Origin of the sequence: Nocardia sp. AB354 (assembly GCF_049538315.1) — a bacterium.
Classification (GTDB): domain Bacteria; phylum Actinomycetota; class Actinomycetes; order Mycobacteriales; family Mycobacteriaceae; genus Nocardia; species Nocardia nova.
This window is the reverse complement of sequence record NZ_JBMVFU010000010.1, coordinates 150,828-167,873: the sequence shown is the minus strand read 5'-3', so window position 1 is coordinate 167,873 and position 17,046 is coordinate 150,828. Positions and strand designations below refer to the sequence as shown.

Annotated in this window: 18 protein-coding genes; 9 read left to right on the top strand and 9 right to left on the bottom strand. The window is 69.6% G+C overall.

The features are described 5' to 3' along the window. Positions 1-10 precede the first annotated feature (10 nt). The gene (locus ACPCUW_RS16930) at positions 11-745 is read left to right on the top strand and encodes a GAF domain-containing protein (RefSeq protein ID WP_181068449.1); all 735 of its coding nucleotides are present in this window, start codon (positions 11-13) and stop codon (positions 743-745) included. 42 nt (positions 746-787) lie between these two features. Here ACPCUW_RS16930 and ACPCUW_RS16925 read toward each other — a convergent pair whose 3' ends face one another. The 4 genes from ACPCUW_RS16925 to ACPCUW_RS16910 form a co-directional block, all read right to left on the bottom strand. Next, on the bottom strand, positions 788-1,192 hold the full coding sequence (locus tag ACPCUW_RS16925) for a DUF302 domain-containing protein (RefSeq protein ID WP_064905344.1): 405 nt from the start codon (positions 1,190-1,192) through the stop codon (positions 788-790). A gap of 40 nt (positions 1,193-1,232) precedes the next feature. Continuing rightward, positions 1,233-1,475 carry a YgaP family membrane protein gene (locus ACPCUW_RS16920; protein WP_030516395.1) on the bottom strand — a complete coding sequence of 81 codons (243 nt, stop codon included), beginning with the start codon at positions 1,473-1,475 and terminating at the stop codon, positions 1,233-1,235. A gap of 36 nt (positions 1,476-1,511) precedes the next feature. Then, positions 1,512-1,781 carry a metal-sensitive transcriptional regulator gene (locus tag ACPCUW_RS16915; protein ID WP_030516394.1) on the bottom strand — a complete coding sequence of 90 codons (270 nt, stop codon included), beginning with the start codon at positions 1,779-1,781 and terminating at the stop codon, positions 1,512-1,514. A 67-nt stretch (positions 1,782-1,848) separates the two neighbouring features. Continuing rightward, the gene (locus ACPCUW_RS16910; RefSeq protein WP_305780398.1) at positions 1,849-4,002 is read right to left on the bottom strand and encodes an MMPL family transporter; all 2,154 of its coding nucleotides are present in this window, start codon (positions 4,000-4,002) and stop codon (positions 1,849-1,851) included. Positions 4,003-4,132: 130 nt separating this feature from the next. On the opposite strand from ACPCUW_RS16910, the gene ACPCUW_RS16905 reads away from it, so the two are divergent. From ACPCUW_RS16905 to ACPCUW_RS16880, 6 genes are all read left to right on the top strand, one after another. After that, entirely contained in the window at positions 4,133-4,750 is a 618-nt protein-coding gene (locus tag ACPCUW_RS16905) for a DsbA family protein (RefSeq protein ID WP_305780397.1), read from the top strand. Between the two features lie 92 nt (positions 4,751-4,842). Then, complete coding sequence (locus ACPCUW_RS16900) at positions 4,843-5,664, top strand: sigma 54 modulation/S30EA ribosomal C-terminal domain-containing protein (protein WP_305780396.1); 822 nt, start codon at positions 4,843-4,845, stop codon at positions 5,662-5,664. A 103-nt stretch (positions 5,665-5,767) separates the two neighbouring features. Further along, positions 5,768-6,277, top strand: coding sequence for a pyridoxamine 5'-phosphate oxidase family protein (locus tag ACPCUW_RS16895; RefSeq protein WP_064905349.1), 510 nt, complete (start codon positions 5,768-5,770; stop codon positions 6,275-6,277). Then, entirely contained in the window at positions 6,261-6,722 is a 462-nt protein-coding gene (locus ACPCUW_RS16890; RefSeq protein WP_064905351.1) for a DUF2267 domain-containing protein, read from the top strand. Before ACPCUW_RS16895 ends, ACPCUW_RS16890 begins: the two co-directional genes overlap by 17 nt. Before the next feature lie 134 nt (positions 6,723-6,856). Next, positions 6,857-7,501 (top strand): response regulator, encoded by a 645-nt coding sequence (locus tag ACPCUW_RS16885; RefSeq protein WP_030516389.1) that lies wholly within the window; start codon positions 6,857-6,859, stop codon positions 7,499-7,501. 84 nt (positions 7,502-7,585) lie between these two features. Further along, positions 7,586-8,590 (top strand): Acg family FMN-binding oxidoreductase, encoded by a 1,005-nt coding sequence (locus ACPCUW_RS16880; protein ID WP_305780395.1) that lies wholly within the window; start codon positions 7,586-7,588, stop codon positions 8,588-8,590. A gap of 2 nt (positions 8,591-8,592) precedes the next feature. Here the strand turns inward: ACPCUW_RS16880 and ACPCUW_RS16875 are convergent, their stop codons facing one another. Then, positions 8,593-11,100, bottom strand: coding sequence for a cation-translocating P-type ATPase (locus ACPCUW_RS16875; protein WP_305780394.1), 2,508 nt, complete (start codon positions 11,098-11,100; stop codon positions 8,593-8,595). Positions 11,101-11,330: 230 nt separating this feature from the next. Here ACPCUW_RS16875 and ACPCUW_RS16870 point away from each other — a divergent pair, with 230 nt between their 5' ends. Next, positions 11,331-13,052, top strand: a complete 1,722-nt coding sequence (locus ACPCUW_RS16870) for a GAF domain-containing sensor histidine kinase (protein ID WP_423425836.1) — start codon at positions 11,331-11,333, stop codon at positions 13,050-13,052. A gap of 30 nt (positions 13,053-13,082) precedes the next feature. On the opposite strand, the gene ACPCUW_RS16865 is transcribed toward ACPCUW_RS16870, so the two are convergent. From ACPCUW_RS16865 to ACPCUW_RS16850, 4 genes are read right to left on the bottom strand one after another with little or no spacing between them, the layout of a single operon-like run. Next, positions 13,083-14,003 (bottom strand): universal stress protein, encoded by a 921-nt coding sequence (locus ACPCUW_RS16865; protein WP_305780393.1) that lies wholly within the window; start codon positions 14,001-14,003, stop codon positions 13,083-13,085. A 40-nt stretch (positions 14,004-14,043) separates the two neighbouring features. Beyond that, positions 14,044-14,646, bottom strand: a complete 603-nt coding sequence (locus ACPCUW_RS16860) for an Rv1733c family protein (protein WP_064905361.1) — start codon at positions 14,644-14,646, stop codon at positions 14,044-14,046. Between the two features lie 4 nt (positions 14,647-14,650). Beyond that, positions 14,651-15,616 (bottom strand): Acg family FMN-binding oxidoreductase, encoded by a 966-nt coding sequence (locus ACPCUW_RS16855; protein WP_064905363.1) that lies wholly within the window; start codon positions 15,614-15,616, stop codon positions 14,651-14,653. 2 nt (positions 15,617-15,618) lie between these two features. Then, a complete protein-coding gene (locus ACPCUW_RS16850; protein ID WP_064905365.1) occupies positions 15,619-16,377 on the bottom strand; it encodes an SDR family NAD(P)-dependent oxidoreductase in 759 nt (252 codons plus the stop codon). Between the two features lie 256 nt (positions 16,378-16,633). On the opposite strand from ACPCUW_RS16850, the gene ACPCUW_RS16845 reads away from it, so the two are divergent. Continuing rightward, on the top strand, positions 16,634-17,044 hold the full coding sequence (locus ACPCUW_RS16845; RefSeq protein WP_305780392.1) for a hypothetical protein: 411 nt from the start codon (positions 16,634-16,636) through the stop codon (positions 17,042-17,044). The last annotated feature ends 2 nt before the right edge of the window (positions 17,045-17,046 follow it).

Sequence of the window (17,046 nt, the reverse complement as noted above, 5' to 3'; positions counted from 1 at the left end):
GCTTACCCCTGTGACCGAGCAGAGCGCCGTGCGGCAACGGTTGGCCCGCCCGCTGGCGCGGATCACCGCCGACCTCGTTCGCGACGCCCGGTTCGCGGACACGCTTCCGATGGTCACCCGCCTGTGCTCCGACGTGTTGAACGCGGCCGCCACGGCTGTGGTCGTCCTCGACCCTCGCGGTGTCGTACGGGTGCTCACGGCGCCCGACGAGCACCGAGATCTGGTCCGGCTGCTGGAGAATCACGCCGACGACGGCCCGTGGAGCCGCAGTATGGCGTCCCTGCGGATGGTCGGCGTCGAGAACGTCGGCGACGACGACAGGTGGCCGGCCCTGTCGCAGGATGCGCCGGCCGTCGGATACCGGGCTATCTGCGCGGCGCCCATGATCTTGGGGACCCGGCCGGTCGGCAGTCTGGCCCTGTTCTACCGCGAGCCGACCGAATTCGGCGAGGACCACCGTGCCGTGGTGCAGACGGTGGCCGATCTGACGACGCTGTCGCTGTGCCAGGACAGCGACGAGGCCCGGTCGGACATGCTGGCCGGGCGCGTCCTCGCCGCCTTCGACGAACGCGTCCGGTACGAGCACGCCGTCGGCATGGCGGCCGGACGGCTGGATACCGATACCGACCGGGCCGCCGCTCTGCTCCAGGCACACGCCCGCGAGCACGGGATGGCCCTGACGACGCTGTCGCGCAGCATCACGGACGGGACCTTCGATTGGTCCGCGCTGGACCGGTCGATTTGACGCTTCGGATCCGGCCGGTCCGCGGGCGCCGGGCAGAGGCCGTCAGGCCCGGGTGAGAGCGTCGATGGCGCCGCGGAGTTTCGCGGCGGCCTCGGTCGCGATCGGTTCCAGGTCCGAATCGCCGGTGACCTGCACCATGACCTCGGGATCCATCGCCTCGACGATGACGACGCCCGCATCGTCGGGGTCGCGCCGCACGATCACATTGCAGGGCAACAGCAATCCGATGCGGCGGTCGACGCCGACCGCGCGATGCGCCAGCGGCGGGTTGCACGCTCCGAGGATGCGGTAGTCCTCCATGTCTTCGCCGAGTTTGGCCTTGAGGGTCGCAGCCATATCGATCTCGGTCAGCACTCCGAAACCCTGCTCGGCCAGTGCGGCCCGCGTCCGTTCCACGGCCTCGTCGAACCGGTCGGTGTGCAGCGTGGTGGAAATCGCCAGATTCATGATCGCCCGCTTTCCTTTCGATGGGGGGTGGTGAACCGGGTCAGGTCCGCGAAACGGCGCAACCGGCCGTGGCCGGCAGGCCCAGCCGCCGTAGCAGCAGGGTCGCCGGGCACCAGCCCGCAACGCCGTACAGCAGCAGATTCGCGCCGACGAACCCGGTGAGAACGAGCCACCAACCCGACCATGCCGCAGCCGCGACCACACTGATCAGCACGATGGTGCCGGCCAGCAGCGGGACGACGCGGGCGATGGACCAGCCTTGGTGGCGAGGTAGGTTCGGCATGCGTTCACTTCCGGATAGGTTGGGCGCCTTCGCTTTTCAGGCGAGGGCGAGAAACAGTTTCTCGAGTTCGGCTTCGCTCATCGGTTCGGCGCCGTCGGCGCTCTCGCCGGTGAGGCATTCACGCAGGCCGGTCGCGACGATCTTGAATCCGGCCCGGTCCAGGGCCCGCGACACGGCCGCGAGCTGGGTGACGACGTCCTTGCAGTCGCGTCCCTGCTCGATCATGGCGATGACACCGCCCAGTTGCCCCTGGGCGCGGCGCAACCGGTTGAGTACCTGTGCGATCGTTTCCTCGTTGCCGACCATGGCTGTCCGTCCTCTCGTCGCCTACCCCTCCAGCATACCCCTGGGGGTATGCCGGAGGGTTGTGGCGTCAGTCATGCGCGAAGCTGATCGACGGCAGCATCCGGCGCAACCACCGCGGCGATGCCCAGGCACGATGCCCGGTCAGCCGCAGCAGGACCGGCAGCAGCACCAGTCGCACCGCGACGGCGTCCAGCAACACAGCCACGCCGAGGATGATGCCCATCTCCTTGGGCGGCAGCGGATCGGCGAGCGAGAAGGTGAAGAACACCGCCACCATGACCGCCGCGGCCGCGAAGATCACCCGGCCGGAATGGGCCAGTCCGTCCACCAGGGCGTGACTCGGATCGCCGGAGCGCTCGTAATGCTCCTTCGCCGTCGCCAGCAGGAAGACCGTGTAGTCCATCGCGATGGCGAAGATCATCGCGAAGAAGAACACCGGACCCCAGCCGTCGAGGAATCCCTGCGGGGTGAAACCGAGCAGGCCGGCCCCGTGCCCGTCCTGGAAGATCAGTTTCGCCACTCCGAACGCCGCGGCCGTCGACAGCAGACTCACCACCGTGCCCAGCGCCGCGATCAGCGGAGCCTGCAATGCCACCAGCAGCAGGGCGAAGCCCAGCACCAGGATGATTCCCACGATGATCGGGAAGTAGTGGTTCAGAGCGTGCTGCAGATCCAGATTCTCCGCGGGCGCACCGCCCACCAGCGCTCCGGCCGGCAGCCGGTCTCGCAGATGATCGAGGATCGTTGTCATCCGCCCGTCGGAGGGGTCGACGTTCGGCAGCGCCTGCATCATGGCCAGTCCGCTTCCGTCGCGGGACAGTTGCGGCGGGGTGACCATCGCGATGCCGTCGACCGCCGAGGCGGCGTTCGCCACCGCACCGGATTCCGTTGCGGGCGCGATGATCTGCAACATTCCGGGAGCGCCTTCGCCCATCTGTGCCTGCACCAGTTCGTAGCCCTGACGAACCGGCGCGTCCGAGGGCACGACCTGGATCGACGGCATCGCGACCTTCAATCCGGTCACCGGGATCGCGAGCGCGGTCAGGACCAGCAGTGCGGCGATCGCGAACGGCCACGGCCGGTCGTGCAGGATCCGGCCCCAGGCCGCGAACCGCGGTGAGCGGTGATGCTGGCGGCCGATGCGAGGCAGCGACCCGGCATTGATCCGGCCACCCAGCGCGCCCAGCGCGGCCGGCAACAGGGTCAGCGTCGCCAGCAGCACGAACGCCACCGCGAACATGATTCCGACGGCCATCGTCCGCACCGCCGGAGCCGGCACGATCAGCACCGCCGACAGGCTCACCAGCACCGTCAGCCCGGACAGCACCACGGCCTTACCCGCCGTGCTCATGGTCTCGGCCACCGCCGCGCGTGGATCGGAACTCGCCGCGAGCGCGCCGCGGAAGCGGGCGACGATGAACAGGGCGTAGTCGATGCCCAGCGCCAGGGCGAACATCATCGCGAAGTTCATGGCCCACACCGAAATCGGCGTCACGTGGTTGAGCAGCACCAGCCCACCGGCCGAGGCGATCAAGCCGGCCAGAGTGAGCAGCAACGGCAGTCCGGCCGCCACCAGCGAGCCGAAGGCGACCACCATGATAGCGAGAGTCACCGGCCAGGAGAACATCTCGGCCTTCAACATCGCATCGTGATTGGCCTTGTTGAAGTCGCTCCACAACGCCGACGCGCCGGTGGGATAGACCTCGACTCCGTTGCCCGACAACGCCGTCAGCGCGTCCTTGTGCGCATCGACCGCCTTCACCATGTCATCGGTCGAGGCCGCGGCGCCGGCGATGAGGATTCCCGTATGCCCGTCGGGGCTGATCGACATCCCCGGCTGGGGCGCCACCACCTCGCCGAATCGGGAATCACCGGCGAAGATCGCGGTCATCCGGCCGAGCACCGACTGCACTTCCGGACTCTCGACGGTCCGGGTGTCGGAGTGCACCACGACCTGCACCGCGGCCGACGAATTGCCGCCGAAGTGCTGCTGCGCCAACTCGCGCACCCGCACCGAATCCGACCCGTTGGCCTGCCAGCCGGCGCCCGCGAGGGAATTGAACACGCTCGGCGCCGCGGCTCCGAGCGCGACCAGCACGAGCAGCCAGACCCCGAACACTATCCGGGTGTGGCCGGCCATGGCGGCCCCCAACCGGCCCAGCATCCCGCCGGAGCCACGCGTGGTGGCCGCCGGCGGTGACACGACCTGCGATTCGGTCATCACGCCTCCCTTCGATACCCCAGGGGGTATATTTTGTATAGCGGACAACATACCCCAGGGGGTATACAGGACGCAAAGGTGCGCTTGCCCACAGGCGGGTACACCGGCCATGGATGCGAAAGGAGACGACATGACGGATATCGCCCTGTACGTGGACCCGGTCTGCCCGTTCAGCTGGGTGACCGCCCGCTGGCTGCAAACGGCGGCCGCGGATGCCGGCGCTCGCGTCACCCTGCGGCAGATGAGTCTCGCCGTCCTCAACGAGGGGCACGAGGTGGACGCCGATCACCGCCCGATGCTCGAGCGATCCCGCCGGATCGGGCGGGTCTTCGCCGCCGCGACGCGACTGTACGGCGTCGAGGGATTCACCCGGCTGTATCACGAGTTCGGCACCGTGGCCCACACGCGCCGGGAACCGATCAGCGACGAGACGATGCGAACCTTGCTCACCCGCGCCGGGATGGACCCCGCCCTGGCCGACGACGCGGAGGATATGACTCTGGACGAGTCCGTCGCCGACGCGCACCGACACAGCCAGCAGGCCTTCGGAGACCGGAGCGGGAGCCCCATCGTCGTGATCGACGGCCGCGGCTTCTCCGGTCCGGTACTGACGGAGATTCCCGGGCCCCGGGAAGGGAAACAGCTGTTCGACGCACTCGTCACCGTGGCCTCCACGCCCGGCTTCGCCGCGATGCAGAGCCCCTATTCCGGGCCGCCGGACACCACCGAACCCGCCGTCGACGCCTGATGCGCCGCAGCACAACGCCCGGCGGCCGGTGACCTTCGGCCCTGTCCGGCAGCACCGGGAATGCGGTGGTATCGACGCGAAGGAGCGTGACCATGAACTTCGCGAGCACCGCGCCGGGCGCTCGGCGCGGCACCGTCCGCCGCGCCGAATCCGACGTCCAGGGCCCCGGGTACGACCTGCCCACCGTCGACATCCGGCTCGGTGACCGAGTCCCCAGCATGTTCGGTGAGTATGCGCGACGGCGCATCGGCGACGCCGCGCGCTGTGCACCGTCGCCGGTGGCGTCGATCCGGGTCCGCCTGGCCGACCATCGCGAGTCGGCGCTGGCGAATCCGTTCGTGGCACAGGCGGACATCGTCGCGGAGCGAGCGCTGCGAGTGCAGGTGACGGGGGCAACGGCGCGCGACGCGGTGGATCTGCTGCAGACACGGACGCGCGCCCGGCTGCGCATGCCGATCGGCGGTGGCGCGACACAGCGACAGCGGTGTGAACCACCGGCCGCCACACTACTCTATCTCCGCCCGGTCACGCAGCGGAAGATCGTGCGCACCAAGTGTTTTCATCTGCTCGACCGCACGGCGGCGGAGGCCGCGGCCGATATGGCGCTGATGGATTACGACTTCTGGTTGTTCGCCGAGTCCGGCGCGGAGACCGAAAGCGTGCTCGCGCGCACCACCGGCGGGCACTATCGGCTGACTCGGCTCGACGAGCGCGCGGCGACCGCCGATTCGGCGAATCTGCCGCTCACCGTCGCCGATGCGCCGGCCCCGGTTCTCGACCGGGCGGAGGCCCTGGCCCGGCTGCAGTTGAGCGGTTCGCCGTTCCTCTTCTACCGCGATCGCGAACTCGACCGCGGCTGCGTGTTCTATCACCGCTACGACGGTCACTACGGATTCATCACCTCGCGGCGATGATCCGCGAAGGCCTCTCAGTGGTGGACCTTCGCCCCTACCAGCACCGCCCGCGCGGTGGTGGCATGGACAGACCGGACGCTCAGCTCTCGAGAGGTACCGCATCGTGATTCCGCCCGACCGCACCGACGACGGCGCACCCAACTCCACAGTCGCCCTCGACCGCGCCGAGGCGATGCGGCTGCTGGCCGGAATCGCTTACGGCCGAGTTGTTTTCACGCGCGACGCACTGCCGGCCATTCGCCCGGTCAACCATTTCGTCGAAGACGACGGGCGCGTGGTCGTGCGCACCCGGCTCACGTCCCGGCTCACCTCGGCGATCCGGGCCGATCCCGGAGTGGTCGTCGCCTACGAGGCCGACGAGATCGACCCCGGCACCCGCACCGGCTGGTCGGTCGTGGTGACCGGCCTGGCGCGGCCGGTCGCCGATCCGTACCGCGTGGCGCGATACGAGCGGCTGCTGCGACCATGGATAGCGGCGACCATGGATGCGGTCGTCGAGATCGAACCCACCATCGTGACCGGTATCCGTCTCCTCGGCGCACCGGAACCATCCGGTACGCCGGCGCCACCGACCCTCTCGTCGAAAGCCGATACTCATGACCTACCACGATGATCCGTTCGCGCCGGCCCTGAACACCGCCCACACGTGGTTGCGAACCGTCGCCGACCGGCTGGCCACCGAGGACCGCACCTTCGCGCTGCGTGCGCTGCGCGCCTGGCTGCACACCGTGCGTGATCGCCTCGACGTTCCCGTCGCCGCGCATTTCAGCGCCCAGCTGCCCGAATTGCTCCGCGGCATCTTCTACGAGGGCTGGGTGCCCGCCCATGTGCCGGTGCACCACGACGTCACGACCTTCGTCGACGCGTTCGCCCAAGAGGCGGGCGTATCCCCCGACGAGGCGGTGGCGCTGATCGGTGCGGTGACGATCGCGCTGTCCGATGTGTTCTCCCCCGGGCATCTCGACCATGTACTCGCCGTGGTGCCCGAGCCGCTGCGCGCGGTGCTGCTCGGCAGCGAGCTCAACGGGACGGCCGCGACCGTGCCCGGCGAGGCGTAGGTCGACGCTCAGGTCTCGGCAACGGCCTCGCAACGGTCTCAGCAACCAGGAAAGGGACTTTCGTCCATGCTGAGGCACTGATCAGGCGATTATGGTGAGTACATTCATCGCTACTTCGATTGGACGCACTCGCCATGATCAAGGTGTTCCTGGTCGACGACCACGAAATCGTCCGTCGCGGGCTGAGTGACCTGCTCGACGGCGACCCGGAGTTGTCGGTCGTCGGCGAGGCGGGATCGGTGTCCCAGGCCCTCGCCCGCATTCCCGCGCTGCGCCCCGATGTCGCGGTGCTCGATGTCCGCCTTCCCGACGGCAACGGCATCGAACTGTGCCGGGAGCTGCTGTCCAAGGTCGACGGGCTGCGCTGCCTGATCCTCACCTCCTTCACCGACGAGCACGCCATGCTCGACGCGATTCTGGCCGGTGCCAGCGGTTATGTGGTCAAGGACATCAAGGGCATGGAACTGGCCCGCGCGGTGAAGGACGTCGGCGCCGGTAAATCGCTGCTGGACAACCGCGCCGCCGCCGCACTGATGGAGCAGCTGCGCCACGGCACCGAGCCCGACGGCCCGCTGGCGACGCTGACCGAGCAGGAACGCAAACTGCTCGATCTGCTCGGCGAGGGCCTCACCAATCGCGAGATCGCCGACCGCATGTTCCTCGCCGAGAAGACCGTCAAGAACTACGTCTCGCGGCTGCTGGCCAAACTGGGTATGCAGCGCCGCACCCAGGCAGCGGTCTACGCCACCAAACTGCATTCGAGGACTCCGGCGGAGTAGCCCGGCGCGCCGGTGACCATCGGCCCCACTCGGCGGGATCAACGCCCGTATTCGGGCCGCCTCACGATTGTGAGACTGGACACCATGACCACGGCAAAGCACTCGACAATCGTCGACAGGCCCGACGACCGGACGGTCGCGGCAGTGGTCGAGCTGGCGCAGCGAGCACCCTCGGTCCACAACACGCAGCCCTGGCGCTGGATATTCGACCGCCATCGGCTGCTCCTGTACACCGATCCCGATCGCGTCCTGTCCGGCGCCGACCCGCACGGCCGCGAACAGGTGATCAGCTGCGGCACGGTGCTGCACCACGCTCGCACCGCGTTCGCCGCCCGCGACTGGCATACCGATATCGTGCGGATGCCCGATCCGCAGCGGCCCGGCCTGATGGCGGTCCTGGAATTCCGGCCCTGGGGTGACCCTCCGAACGGAATCCCGCATCGCGCGGCGGCCATCACCCACCGATACACCGACCGGCTGCCGATGGACGCGCCGAGGCACTGGGAGCAAGTGGCGCCCACGCTGTCTGCTCTCGTCACGCCGCACGGGCTCGATTTCGACGAACTCGCCGGCGACGTCCGCGCCCGGGTCGCCGCGATCTCGCGCGCCGCCTCCGCGGCTCGCCGGGACGACTGGATGTATCAGGACGAATTGCTGTGGTGGGCAGGGAATTTCGAGGAAACCGAGGGGATTCCGGGCAGCGGTCTGATCTCCGCCGCCGAACTCGCGCGCGTCGACGTCGCCCGGCCGTTCCCCGCCGCCCCGCATTCGGAGCGCCGGCCCGGTCGCCTCGATCACGCCCGGCTCGTCGCGATCAGCTCTCCGGAGGATTCGCGCGAGTACTGGCTCCGCACCGGCGAGGCGCTGTCCGCGGTACTGCTCGAATGCACCGCGGCGGGACTGGGCACCTGCCCGGTCACCCACCTCACGGAGGTGCCGGCGGGTCGTCGAGCCTTGGCCGCGCTGCTCCCGCATCACGATTATCCGCAGGTCCTGGTCCGCATCGGCAGCTCGCCGCCGGACGAGCCGACTCCGCCGTCGACCCCGCGCCGCGATATCGACGAGGTGCTGACCTTCACCGAGCGGTGAGGCTACTCCGTCGAACCGACGCCGGCTTCACGCTCCGATCCCGGATGCAGGAACCGATCCATCCGGACGGCGGCGTACCCGAATACCGAGAGGCCGCTCACCACCAGCAGGTCGGTGAAGCTCAGTGCCTCGGTTTCCAGCAGCCGCTGCAGCAGCGGCAGATACACCGCGGCGACTTGCAGCGCGAACGAGACCGCGATCGCCACCGGCAGCAGCGGATTGGCCGTCGACCACGGGCGCGTGCGCGACCCCAGCGCCACGCCGAGCTGGGTGACCCCCAGGGTGAAGAACGCCATCGTCTGCCAGGGCCGGTCGGTGTGGTGTGCCCACACCGCCACCGCGAGGGTCACCACCGTGAGCACGAACGCGATGCGCGGAATCCGCTGCCACAGGCCCGCGCCGAGGATGCTCTGCGCGGGCGGGCGCGGCGAACGCCGCATGATCGCCGGATCGGCCGGTTCACCGCCCAGCGCGACTCCGGTGAGACCGTGGGTGAGCAGGTTGACCCACAGGATCTGGGCGGCCAGCAGCGGCAGCGCGAGTCCGAACAACGGGCCGAATAGCATGACCGCGATTTCCGTCGCCCCACCGGAAAGGCCGTAGATCAGGAAACGCCGGATGTTCGCGTAGACGCGGCGGCCCTCCTCGACGGCGACCACCAGGGTGTCGAGATTGTCGTCGGCCAAGACGAGGTCCGCGGCCTGCCGTGCCACCTCGGTGCCCCGCCGCCCCATCGCCACGCCGATATCGGCGCGCCGCAGCGCGGGCCCGTCGTTGACCCCGTCCCCGGTCATGGCGACGATCTGGCCGCCGGCCTGCAAGGTGTTGATGATGTCGAGTTTGCGGTCCGGTGTCGCCCGCGCGAAAACCGCGGCGCTGCCCAGTTCGGTGTCGCTCGCGCTCCGGGCGTCGACGACGGCGTCGCCGCCGGCCAGAATGCCCAGGTCGGTGGCCACGGCGGCGGCGGTGCCGGGATGATCGCCGGTGATCAGGATGGGCCGGATCCCGGCGCGGCGACAGGCCGCCACCGTCGCGGCGGCCTCCTCCCGGGGAGGATCCAGAATCGCCACCAGTCCCAGCAGGTGCAGGCCGTCCTCCGGATCCTCGCCGGGGTCCTCCGGACGATCCGCCGCGGCGACCGCCAGCACCCGGTACCCCTGGCCGGCGAAGGCGGCCGCGTGTTCCAGCGCCTCGGCGCGCAGCGACATGCCTGCATCGACCAGCCCCTCACGGACAACGGCCTCGGGCGCGCCTTTGCACACGGTGCGGTAGGTCCCGTCAGGTAGCCGGTGCACGGTCGTCATACGCTTGCGGTCGCTGTCGAACGGCAGTTCCGCCACGCGCGGCAGCCGGCTCCGCAACTCCCGTTCGTCGATGCCGGCATCCATTGCGGCACAGAGCAGTGCGGCTTCGGTGGGATCGCCCAGCACCGCCGTCTCGTCCGTCTCGGAGGTGGCTGCGACGAACTGCGCGTCGTTGCACAACACGGCGGCCGCCAGCAGTTCGACGACCGCCGGATCGTCCTCCGACGACCGCTGCGCCACCGTCCAGATATCTCCGACGACCATCCGGCCCTCGGTGAGCGTTCCCGTCTTGTCGGTCGCCAGTACGGTGACCGACCCCAGCGTCTCGACCGCGGGCAGCGTGCGGACCAGAGCACGGTGGGCCGCCATGCGGCGCGCGCCCAGCGCCAGCCCGAGGGTGACCACCGCCGGCAGCGATTCCGGAACCGCCGCCACGGCGAGGCTGATCGCGGTCACCAGCATCAGTTCCAGCGGTTGATGCCGGACCATTCCCAGCGCGAACACCACCACGCAGAGCACGACCGTGACCGCGGCCAGCAGGCGCCCGATGTCGACCAGACGTCGCTGCAGCGGTGTCGGACCGGTCCGGCGGTCCAGCAGTCCGGCGATGCGGCCGGTGGCACTGGCAGCGCCGATCGCGGTGACCACCGCGGTGCCCCGGCCCTTGACGACGACGGTGCCGGCCGACAGTTCCGCGTCGTCGTCGACCGACTTGTCGACGGGCAGCGATTCACCGGTCAACGCCGACTCGTCCAGCATCAGCGCGGCCGCCTCGACGACCCTCGCATCCGCGGCGACGATATCGCCTTCCCCGAGAACCACGACATCGCCCACGACCACATCGGCGGCCGGGATCTGCCGCTGCTCGCGATCGCGGAGCACCCGCGCCGTGGGGGCGGTCAGTTCTTCCAGCGCCGAGATGGCCTGCTGCGCGCGAATCTCCTGGCCGACGCCGACGGCCGTGTTGACCACGATGACCAGCAGGATGACCGCCATATCGGTCCAGTCCCCGGTCGCCACCGTGAGGACCACGGCGACGAGCAGCACCAGGATCAACGGGTCGCGCAACTGGCGCAGCACCCGCCGCCACCACGGCGGCGGCGGCCGTCGCGGGACGGTGTTGGTGCCGTCGCGAGCCAGCCGTCGCGCCGCTTCGGCCGACGAAAGCCCCTCCGGCAGGGTCGGAGTGGCGCTGGAACGGGTCATCGCGCGACACCTTTCCGACGGGATGTGCCGTAACAGATCCTCATTATCCGACCGTCTACCTCGGGTCTGTCGAAGCCAGGGCCTTTCGGCGGCCTTCGAAACGACCTTCGTCGCAGCGGCATCCACCGTCCGACTTGCCGTTATCTGTCGCGGCGCACAGGAGAGCGGTAGGCTTTTCGCAAGCGTAAACGCCGATGTTTCGCGTTACTCGGACAGTGGATTACAGGACGATGACAATGCCCGACGATCAGCGAGCCGGTAGCTACTCGGTGCGCGACACCCTCTCGCAGCTACGGCTGCGCGAGCTGCTCGCCGAAGTGCGCGACCGCGTCGACGAAATCATGGACTCCCGCGACCGGATGGACGGGCTGGTCGAGGCGATGCTGTCGGTGACCGCCGGCCTCGACCTGGCCGAGACGCTGCGCACCATCGTCCACGCCGCGATCAACCTGGTCGATGCCCGATACGGGGCGCTGGGCGTCCGCGGCCACGACGAACACCTGCAGCAGTTCATCTACGAGGGCATCGACGAACCGACCCGCAAGCTCATCGGCGACCTGCCGGAGGGCCACGGCGTACTGGGCATGCTCTTCACCCAGCCCAAACCGATCCGGCTCGAGAACCTGGCACACCACCCGTCGTCGGTCGGATTCCCCGCCCACCACCCGCCGATGCGCACGTTCCTCGGTGTTCCGGTGCACATCCGCAACGAGATCTTCGGCAATCTGTATCTCACCGAGAAGGCCGGCGGGCAGCAATTCACCGAGGACGACGAGCTGATCGTGCAGGCACTCGCCGCCGCCGCGGGTATCGCCATCGAGAATGCCCGGCTGTACGAGGCCGCCCGCAACCGGCAAGCATGGATCGAGGCCACCCGCGATCTGACCACGGAATTCCTCGCCGCCGACGAGCCCGGCCGGGTGCTGGCACATCTGGTCGACCACGTGCGGGTCCTCACCGGATCGGAGTGGGTGCTGCTCGCCACGGTGACCGACCCGGATGTGCCGGCCGAGGAGATCACCGAACTGGTCGTCGACCAGGCCGCGGGCGAGGGGGCCGACGCCGGACACTCGCTCGATGTCACCGGCACCATCGGGACGGCCTTCGCGGACCGTAAGCCGCTGCGTTTCGACGATGTGGGCGACCTCGACTTCGCCGCGCTGTTCCCCACCGGCGGCCCGGTACTGCTGGTCCCGCTGCACACTCGCGACGCCCCGCAGGGGATCCTCATCGCGGTCCGCGCGAAGGACACCGCGCCCTACGACGACGAGATGCTGGAATTGACCGCCGCCTTCGCCGATCAGGCGGCGCTGGCCATGCAGCTGGCCGCCACGCAGCAGCGATTGCGCGAACTCGACGTGCTCACCGACCGCGACCGGATCGCCCGGGATCTGCACGATCATGTCATCCAGCGGTTGTTCGCGATCGGGCTGTCGCTGCAGGGAGCGGTACCCCGCACCCGCGTTCCCGAGGTCAAGGCCCGGCTCACCGAAGCGATCGACGGTCTGCAGGATGTGGTCCAGGAGATCCGCACCTCCATCTTCGATCTGCACGGCGGCACCAGCACGCGCTTGCGTCAGCGCCTCGACGAGGCGATCCGCCAGCAGTGCGGCGACACCCCGATTCGCAACTCGCTGCGGGTGGCCGGACCGCTCTCGGTGGTGAGTTCGCAGCTGGCCGACCACGCGGAAGCCGTTGTGCGCGAAGCGGTCAGCAACACCGTCCGCTACGCCGGCGCCACGACGCTGGAGGTCGTGATCGGTGTCGGGGACGACCTGACGATCACCGTCACCGACGACGGGTGCGGTATCGGCGACAACATCACCCCCAGCGGGCTGACCAATCTCGCCGAGCGCGCGCGTTCACTGGGCGGCACGTTCCGCACCGTGCCCGGCCCGGCGGGCTCGCAGCGGCCGGGTACGCGGCTGGAGTGGTCGGCTCCGTTGAGCTGACCACCCCGCCGACTGCTACCGAACCTGCTGTTACGCGGTCTGTCCGGCCGGTTGGCGGACCACGGTGATGGGGCATTCCACCGATTGCGCCAGTGCCGCGCTGGTGGAGCCGAGCAGCATTCCGGTGAATCCGCCGCGGCCGTGGCTGCCGACGACCACCAGCTGCGCGTTCTCCGACGCATCGAGCAGGGAGCGCACCGGCCGATCCAGCACCATTTCGCGACGCACCTTCACTTCCGGATACCGTTCGGAGTATCCGGCCAGGGTTTCGGCCAGCACCGCGTCCTCGGATTCCCGGATCGCGTCCCAGCCGACGATCGCCGGATCGAGGCCGCTGCTGCGGTCGCTCCACGCGTGCAGCACCACCAGCCCCACATTGCGCCGCGACGCCTCCGCGAAGGCGAGTTCGAGCGCCGGCACACTGTTCGCCGTGCCGTCGACGCCGACGAGAACCGGCTTCACCGCCGTGACGGCATCCGTCGCCGAGATCGAATGCACCACGGTCACCGGGCAATTCGCGTGCCGGATGATCGCGGAGGACACCGACCCCAGCAGGCCGCGCCGGATGGCGCCGAGGCCACGGCTGCCCACGACGATCCCCTGCGCCTGATCGGACTCTGCGATCAGATGGCCGATGATCGCGTCGGTGGTGATCTCGGTGGTGATCACCGGCGTACGGTCCGGTGTCGCGGCGCGGGCGATGCGGGCGGCTTCGACGAGGATCCGTTCGGCGTCCACGCGCAGCCAGCTCATATCGTCCTCGGTGAGGATCGGTGCGGGACCCAGCCCGCCCGCGACCGAGATCGACGTGACCAGATGCAGGCGGCAGTCGCGCAGTGCGGCGTCGGCGGCGGCCCAGGCGGCCGCGTGGTAGCCGACGGCCGAGCCGTCGACCGCGGCGACGATCGGCGAATCGGTGTGCCGCTGCGGTACCGCGTGGTGCTCGGTCATGATGTTCTCCTCGTGGATCGGGTGGTTGTGGATCGGGTGTTCACGGAGTTCCGATGGGGCGGCTGATGTTTCGCCATTCCCGGGCCCAGCCGGCACGATGCCGGATACCGAAGGCCCAGGCCGTCAGCCATACCAGTGCCGCTGTAGCGAAGCAGATTTCGACGAATGTAGCCATTCCCAGCCCGACCCCGCGCATCGCGGCGGTGTCGGCGGGCAGCGGTGCTGCGGTCGGGCGGCCGTCGGGCGCCAGCCACATGGTCAGTTGCTGCCCGGGGTGCGCGGTCGCCGCCACGGGCGTCGTGGCTTCGGCGGAATGCCCGTCGCGGGTCCACCGAACCGTGGCCTCGTATCGATCGGCGGAGACGTCCATCGATGTCGCCGTCGTGCGAACCGGATCGGCGACGATCGTGGCGGCGACCGCCGTCTTCGCCGCGTTCTCGTCGCGAATCTGTACGGCGGCATCGGTGTAGCGGGCGGTGCCCATCGCCGCGCAGACCGGCACCGCGCCGAGAACCACCACCACGGCCAGGATCCGGATGACGGCCTCGATCCGGTCCGACGGCCGCATCAGCCGGTTCGCCGCCCACGGACCCGTGCGCCACGCGCGCAGTGCCAACGACGGATACCGCGTCATGTCGGTCATCTCCTCACAGCCGGGTCACGACGTCGTCGAGCGGTCGTCGTGGTGTCGGTGACAGCGGGGAACTGGTTGCGGCCCAGCCGGTTCGGATGATCATCTGCGGATATCCGCTGTCGTCGAGGAGGTCGGTGCGCAGTTCCGCGCGCACCTCCGGGATTTCGAGCGGTTCGCTCAGCGGGCAGGTTGCCAGCCCGAATGTGGTCGCGGCCAGCAGGATTGCGCTGGTCGCCTCCCCCGCGCGCAGCCGGCTCACCGTGTCGTCGCCGGCGGTGTAGAGCATGAGCATGTGATCGGCGTCGGCGATATCGCGAACCACCGCCTCCGGCAGCCGGGGATCGGCGAACGGCCGGGCCGAGGCGTCGGTCGCGGCGACCGCACTGCGGGCCGGAACACCGTCGGGTGCCGCGTGATGTCCGCTCCAGCGCGCCAATTCGGCGCGGTAGGCGGCGTCGGCGTTGTGTGCGGCGGCGGCACGTTCGAAGGCGTGCAGCAGCCGCACCCGCTCGCCGTCGGCGACCACATCGCGGACCAGCACGCCGTTCGCCGCCGCGGCGGCCGTCAAGGAGCCGATGTGAATGTCGGGCACCTCCCAGGAGGTGTAGTGGCGGCGGTCGCTGTGGCGCAGCGGGATCGCACGGGAAAGGCCGACCGCTTCGGCCGTCGCGGGGGCGGGCCGGAATTCCACGGCCGCCAGGTGTTCCGGCACCGCCGGGTTCGGCAATCGGTGCACCACCGTCGCCCAGCCCAGCGCCGCGGCCGCGACCCGCAGATGATGCAGTGCCGCACCGCAACTCACGATCAGATCGCGCTGGTCGGGGTCGGTCTGCCGCAGCTGCCGGCTGGTGTCGGCGTACAGCTGGACGGTGTCGTCCCCGATGCGCCACAGCCACGGCTGGCTGTTGTGCACCGACGGTGCGCGCACCGCCAGGTCCACCGCCGTCATCAGAGTGTCGTAGTCCGGATGTCTCGTCATGATCATCGGTCTCCTACCGCGGCGGGCAGATCCAGCACCTGGCCGGTCGTCGCGCCGCCGTCCACCACGAATTCCGATCCGGTGGAGAACGTCGCCTCGGTGACGATGAACCGGACCATGGCGGCGACTTCTTCGGGTTCCCCGAAACGGGCCAACGGTTGTGCGGCCGTGACGGATTCGTCCATACCGGCGGTCATCGCGGTGCGGATCGGGCCGGGATGCACCGAGCAGACCCGGATATTCGACGGTCCCCATTCGAGCGCCGCCGCCTTGGTCAGTCCGCGCAATCCCCATTTGCTGGCGACGTAGGCGCCGATGCCCGCGTACCCCATCAGGCCGGCGGTCGAGGAGATGTTGACCACCACTCCGCCGCCGGCCGCGCGCAGGCGCGGACCGGCCAGGTGCATGCCGAGCCACGAGCCGTACAGGTTCACATCCAGGACGTGGCGGAACATCGTGGGTGGCTCGGTGTCCACGCCGCCGAAATCGACGATGCCGGCGTTGTTCACCAGGACGGCCAGCGGGCCGAACGTGGCTTCGGCGTCGGCGATCACCCGCTGCCAGGCATCCTCGTCGGCGACGTCGAGGCGGCGGAAGATCGCGCCGGCGCCCAAGGCCGTCGCTGTGGCGGTGCCGTCGCGTTCGAGGAGATCGGCGATCACCACGCCGAGCCCCTCCTTGGCGAGCTCGGCCGCCACGGCGGCACCGATGCCCCGTGCGCCCCCGGTGACGATCGCACTGCGACCACTGAACGTGCCCATTGTCTGTCGCCCCTTTCACTGGTGCGTTGTCGCACTCAGCATCGCGCCCCGGGCGGTGGGCGGGGCACGGCCGAAAGTCACCGGAACGCCGAGTCTTCGGACAGTCGTGACCGCCGGGCAGTCGTCGCGCCGATCGGATCCGGCGCCGTGAGCGGCGGGTGGTCGCCACATCGGCCGGCTCCGGTGGACCCTCGGGGCGGCAGTGCGGGACCAAAGGCCCTGGCGGCCCTTCCCCGGCGTCGGGAAAGGTCGGGGTATGGCAGGAATCACTCTCGGCGACGGCGTCGGACGCTGGCACATGTTGCTGGCCGCGTCCGCGGGTGCGGTCGCGGCGAGTGTCTTCGCGCTCGCGGTCGCGCTGGGCATCGGCCTGCATCCGAGCGCGCCGCTGGACAGCACTCCGGCCGGGCACGGCGTAGCCGCCGGCGCGGTGGCCTTCGCGCTCGTCGTCGGGATACCGATGGCGGTCACCGCGGGCGGCGCCCTCACCGGTGCTCGGCGCGTCGCCACGGCCGCGGTGATCAGCGGCCTACTGCTGATCTGCTGGTTGCTCGCCGAGATGACCGCGCTCCGCACGCTGGACTGGGCGCAGCCGCTGTATCTCGTCCTCGGCATCGTCGTCGCCGGGCTGGGACTGCATATCAAAACCGAGGAGATCGAATCATGACC